Origin of the sequence: Psychromonas antarctica, from assembly GCF_022267535.1 — a bacterium.
GTDB classification, from domain to species: domain Bacteria; phylum Pseudomonadota; class Gammaproteobacteria; order Enterobacterales; family Psychromonadaceae; genus Psychromonas; species Psychromonas antarctica.
In genome coordinates this window covers 1-4,668 of the sequence record NZ_JAHNZV010000156.1, presented here as the reverse complement: position 1 = coordinate 4,668, position 4,668 = coordinate 1, and the positions used below count along the sequence as shown (strand labels likewise).

The 4,668-nt window shown below is 39.4% G+C and carries 7 protein-coding genes; 1 reads left to right on the top strand and 6 read right to left on the bottom strand.

Annotation, left to right across the window (positions count from 1 at the left end):
• Window positions 1-103 precede the first annotated feature (103 nt).
• The 6 genes from KSO91_RS16040 to KSO91_RS16015 all read right to left on the bottom strand — a co-directional run bounded on the left by KSO91_RS16040 (window position 104) and on the right by KSO91_RS16015 (window position 4,159).
• Window positions 104-1,087 carry an IS4 family transposase gene (locus tag KSO91_RS16040; RefSeq protein WP_238744039.1) on the bottom strand — a complete coding sequence of 328 codons (984 nt, stop codon included), beginning with the start codon at window positions 1,085-1,087 and terminating at the stop codon, window positions 104-106.
• Between the two features lie 108 nt (window positions 1,088-1,195).
• A complete protein-coding gene (locus KSO91_RS16035) occupies window positions 1,196-1,387 on the bottom strand; it encodes a protein-tyrosine phosphatase family protein (RefSeq protein ID WP_238744038.1) in 192 nt (63 codons plus the stop codon).
• A 496-nt stretch (window positions 1,388-1,883) separates the two neighbouring features.
• Entirely contained in the window at window positions 1,884-2,288 is a 405-nt protein-coding gene (locus KSO91_RS16030) for a CBS domain-containing protein (RefSeq protein ID WP_238744037.1), read from the bottom strand.
• Window positions 2,285-2,644 carry a P-II family nitrogen regulator gene (locus tag KSO91_RS16025; RefSeq protein WP_238744036.1) on the bottom strand — a complete coding sequence of 120 codons (360 nt, stop codon included), beginning with the start codon at window positions 2,642-2,644 and terminating at the stop codon, window positions 2,285-2,287. The genes KSO91_RS16030 and KSO91_RS16025 overlap by 4 nt, the downstream gene beginning before the upstream one ends.
• Entirely contained in the window at window positions 2,634-3,428 is a 795-nt protein-coding gene (locus KSO91_RS16020) for a DUF1538 domain-containing protein (RefSeq protein ID WP_238744035.1), read from the bottom strand. The genes KSO91_RS16025 and KSO91_RS16020 overlap by 11 nt, the downstream gene beginning before the upstream one ends.
• Window positions 3,425-4,159, bottom strand: coding sequence for a DUF1538 domain-containing protein (locus tag KSO91_RS16015; RefSeq protein ID WP_238744034.1), 735 nt, complete (start codon window positions 4,157-4,159; stop codon window positions 3,425-3,427). The genes KSO91_RS16020 and KSO91_RS16015 overlap by 4 nt, the downstream gene beginning before the upstream one ends.
• 224 nt (window positions 4,160-4,383) lie before the next feature.
• On the opposite strand from KSO91_RS16015, the gene KSO91_RS16010 reads away from it, so the two are divergent.
• Window positions 4,384-4,668: hypothetical protein (locus KSO91_RS16010; RefSeq protein WP_238744033.1), on the top strand; the 285-nt coding region annotated here is incomplete at its 3' end.

The window sequence follows — 4,668 nt, the reverse complement described above, 5'->3', positions numbered from 1 at the left end:
TCAAATGCAGTAATAACGCTACTAAGTTGCTCTGGATTTGACATAATTAAGTCCTGATGGATGAGTTACCCGTATTAAATCAGAACAAAAAATGGAAGTTGAGCTACGCTGCCGTAAGCTCACCAATATTCCAACGACTTATATATAATTCATCGATTGCATCTTTACTGTGTAATTTATTCTCGCATAGTGTTGTCACGAGAATTTTATGCCTTACTTTTAGTTCTCTTACAGAAATGGTTTTTGGTGTTGATTTATATTGCTCTACACTCATCCATTCAGGCCTTTGTGGACGTTTATAAGTGACGATATGATCGTATTTTCCAATTTGTTTACCTGTTCTAAAATCTGCTTTTTTAGCCCGTCCGCCATTTTGTCCAAAAATACCCTCTACACCTTCTTTTTGCAGATGAGAAAATAGCCAATAGCTACTGTAAATCGCGTCACCTATGACTAAATCACCTTTTTTAAAGGTATCTAAACTTGATCTAAGCATGGTATGTTCATCAGCTCCTTTTCCTTTGTAAGGCGCTATTTGAGCATTAACGGCAGCTCCACTTTCGAGGCAAAATACACCTAATGCTCGACAGATAGGAAACCCTAGCCCCTTTTTTTGAGCAGACTGCTGAGGGTATTTTTCTTGATTTTGAACTGTATCAGGCAATGTAAATGTTGTTCCATCAACTAAGTAAATATTACCTTTGATACCATTCCGATTATCGATTTTTTCTTTGGTAGCATTTCCTGTATAGCGAACTAATTTTTTTATCAAATCTAAAGGTATCTTTTGTCTACTCCGACAAAAAGATCCTGTTGAAGTGCTAATATTTATAGGCAACTCATCAATATTATCAATGATGAATTCATTAACAACGTGAGCACATGAACGATCAGGGCTAAGCGCTTGCTTGATAAACATCGCAAGTGTAATGCTGGGAGTAAAAATTCGTTCTCGCCACTTGGAAGTAGCGTTCTTGATTATTGCGGAAATCTGTTCAGATTCTAATATATTTAGGAAATCGTCTCCGTCAAAGTTAGGGTTGTTTTTTGATATGTTTACGGGATATTTAGTGTTAAAATTATTCATGCAGTCAGGGCTAATTGTATTGGTTTGTGGTGAACTTATTATATAATTTTCTCTGGCTGCTCACCTCTAAATCTAAAACAATTATCCCTTGAATTTACAAAAAACAGCTTAATGCAGTGCCATTCGGGTCTGCCCTATCTCTTTAAGTGCCGTACTTAAAAGGTCATGGAAGAAAAGATGCTGCAGAGGGCTATCATCAGTAATCGGTACGTGTAACGTGATCACCGAAGAATGAGCGCTTGAAACGACAAATACGAGTGACAAGGCGAGGCAAGTAAACACTTTTGTCTTTTTGAACATCACTTTACCTCATGTTTATGTGCAAGTTATAGCGTACCGCAATTTTATGCTGCACATGTAAGCACCATTTTCCTTGCGGATTTTGCACATTGTACTCGGCTTAATTGATAATATATTGCACTATCGTACAAAAAAACCAAATTAGTCAAATTAAGGTGACAGATCGCAAGCATATAACAAATTCCCATCTCATAATACACTCAAACCATCGCTTATAAATCTGCGAAGACAATGACATAAAATATTTTTTGAGGATTTAAATCTAGGATCTTCACTAGGTTATATCAAGACTTGAAATTATTGCAAACAGCCACAAATTGGTCACTATACACCCGTAAATGATTGTGTAGAGGTTGGGAAATCGCGGCATCGAAATCGCTTTCTAGGCCCTTTATTTAAGACAGCCCCTAACATAAATTCTGTTACTGGTTATAAACGGTAAGAATCCAAGGCAACAAAATTAACACGGAAGCTTAAAAGCTTTTTTATCTTTATATTATGCATCCAGCGCCATCGCGTTTAGCACGATATTGTTGTAACTCACCATGCCAATAATTTTACCGTTTTCAATAACAGGAGCACGACTGACACCAAAGCGCTCAAATAAACGTGCACAGTATTTAACATGCATATCAGGTGCGACAGAAAGTGCAGGTTTGGTCATTATTTCATAAATATTAGTACGCTCACTAGAACGGTTTTGTGCTAGAACTTTCTTAGCAATATCATTCATTAAAACGATACCGTACTCATCATCTTCGTGACGCTTATTCACGATTAATGCTTTTACTGCATGTAACCGGGCTAATCGTATTCCTTCTTTAACGGTCGTTACTCCAGCGACCATCACATAAGTATTGGCCATAACATCTCTTACTCTAATAACCTTATTAGGATTCATAACTCGTCCTCTACTACCTTCGTTAATCGCTCTATCTGATGGGTAACCCCAACTGCGTCTTCAATATCGATTTGAATAGCAATCCCCTGCCCCGATTCCTGTTCAAATTCACCGATCTTATTAATTGTCTCTAATACTTTCCTAGATAAGTGTTCTTCTACCACAAATAACAACACGTCTTTTTGAACGTCTAATGTTAGACCAAAAAAAGTGGTTTTTTGATTTAACCCCTCTCCCCTTGCATTATTAATTACAGTAGCGCCAGTAGCGCCAGTAGCGCCTGCTGAGCGCGCCGCATCTAAAACAGCATCTGTCTTTGTATCTTCTACAAAGGCAATTATTAGTTTAAAGCGCATTATCTTTCTCCTTAGAATCTGCTTTTGAGTTTAACCACTGGGTAATTTGCGCATATGCCATTACTGAAATAATTGGAAATAGACTGGCAAATGCAATAAGCCCAAAACCATCGATAACAGGGTTTCTTCCCGGCACGGTTGAAGCCAATCCTAAACCTAATGCGGTAACTAATGGCACCGTCACGGTAGAGGTTGTCACTCCTCCAGAATCATAAGCAAGCGGTATTATTAGTTTTGGCGCAAAATGTGTTTGTATAATAACCACTAGATAGCCCCCCATAATGTAGTAATGAATCGGATCACCAACAACGATCCGATAACTGCCTAAGGAAATTCCAAATGCAACACCTAATGCAACCGCGACACGTAAACCATTAACACGAATGGCCCCTGCCGAGACCTGGTTGGCTTTAATCGCCACGGCAATCAAGGACGGCTCTGCAATAGTTGTGCTAAATCCGATGGCAAATGCGAACAGATAAATCCAATAATAATCAATCCAGCTCAGGGATGTTGTGATGTCATCTTTAAAAGAGTAAAGAAATTCTGGTGCCGTTAATTGCTTCGCCATGGTTTCACCCAAGGGGAAAAGTGCGAGTTCCAGCCCTAATAAAAAAAGCGACAGCCCTAGAATCACATAGAAAAATCCTAATATAACCGTTGCCAAATTTGCTATTGGCTTTCTTAAAACTGCAATTTGAAATCCAAAGATAATGGTCGCAATAGGAATGACATCGACCACAGTGCCAATAAACGTATCCGTGAATTGCGACAGATTTATCATGATAAAACCATCCCATATAGCATGACAAAGATCATCGGGAGTAGTGAAGCAAATGCAATCAACCCGAACCCATCCAGCATAGGATTTCGGCCTTTAATTGATGATGCAAGCCCAACACCCAAAGCGGTGACGAGTGGCACGGTGATGGTTGAGGTGGTCACGCCGCCGGAATCGTAAGCAATACCAATAATGGTTTCGGGGGCAAACCAAGTAAGCACGATGACACCAATATAACCTCCCGTAATCATCACATGGATAGGCCAACCTTTAAGTATACGCACCACACCTAAGACAATTGCTATACCCACTGATATTGCCACCGTAAGCCTCAATCCATTAGCATAGTTGTCCATATCTTCACTGGTTTGCGGGATCACACCACCTTCTGCGGCTACTTCTGCAGCTTCATGGGCTACAGCCGTCAATGCTGGTTCAGCAATTGTAGTGCCAAAACCCAAGCAAAATGAGAATAAAATCAGCCAAAAAAGGCTGCCTTTTCTAGCGAAAGATTTGGCCATACTTTCACCAATAGGAAATAATCCCATATTTAGGCCGAAAACAAAGAATGTCAGGCCGAGAACGACAAAAAGTAGACCCAACAAAATGGGCAATATATTTGGAAGTGGCTCTTGTAACACAACCAATTGAAAGAAAGCGATCACACAGACTATAGGTAAAAGATCACGCAAGCTTCCGAGCATTGCTTTAAATAATGCAATCAGTGCTTTCATGGCCCCCTCCTTTAGAATCTCACTTATTATTGCGCAAATATTAAAATCACGTTCATTATTACCTTTTTTCACTTGCATAAATGAGAGGGTTAGCGCGATTATCTCGCTGCATATCAAGATATTGCCATTTATCATCAGAGAAGACAGTCATAAAAACTGTGTAACAACTTCTTTATGCGCTAACTTATGCATATGAAGTTGTGGATAGCGACGGGTAAGATTTGATGCTTGATTCGCGCAGCGAGTCAACGCTGGTGAGCTGTTGCCAATCGGATAGAAAAAGATATAAATATCCTGTTCAAATTAACATATCTTTGATAAAAGACTTTTATTCTTCTTATACTCTTATATCTTATACAAAACAGGTGCAGGCGGTGTTAAGCGTGAGCTTACGGCTGCATAGTTTGACTTGGGCGGTTAGCCCAATTCAGTCTTTTTTGGAAAGCAAGTCAGCCGTTACTCACTATTTTCTAGATAATTCCATGGCAGGTAATTTTCTGGGTTGGCTT

Excerpts from the sequence above, each read along its gene's own strand:
- KSO91_RS16020 (WP_238744035.1), bottom strand. The coding sequence starts at position 3,428 with ATGATAAATCTGTCGCAATTCACGGATACGTTTATTGGCACTGTGGTC.
- KSO91_RS16030 (WP_238744037.1), bottom strand. The coding sequence starts at position 2,288 with ATGAATCCTAATAAGGTTATTAGAGTAAGAGATGTTATGGCCAATACT.
- KSO91_RS16040 (WP_238744039.1), bottom strand. The coding sequence starts at position 1,087 with ATGAATAATTTTAACACTAAATATCCCGTAAACATATCAAAAAACAAC.
- KSO91_RS16025 (WP_238744036.1), bottom strand. The coding sequence starts at position 2,644 with ATGCGCTTTAAACTAATAATTGCCTTTGTAGAAGATACAAAGACAGAT.
- KSO91_RS16035 (WP_238744038.1), bottom strand. The coding sequence starts at position 1,387 with ATGTTCAAAAAGACAAAAGTGTTTACTTGCCTCGCCTTGTCACTCGTA.
- KSO91_RS16015 (WP_238744034.1), bottom strand. The coding sequence starts at position 4,159 with ATGAAAGCACTGATTGCATTATTTAAAGCAATGCTCGGAAGCTTGCGT.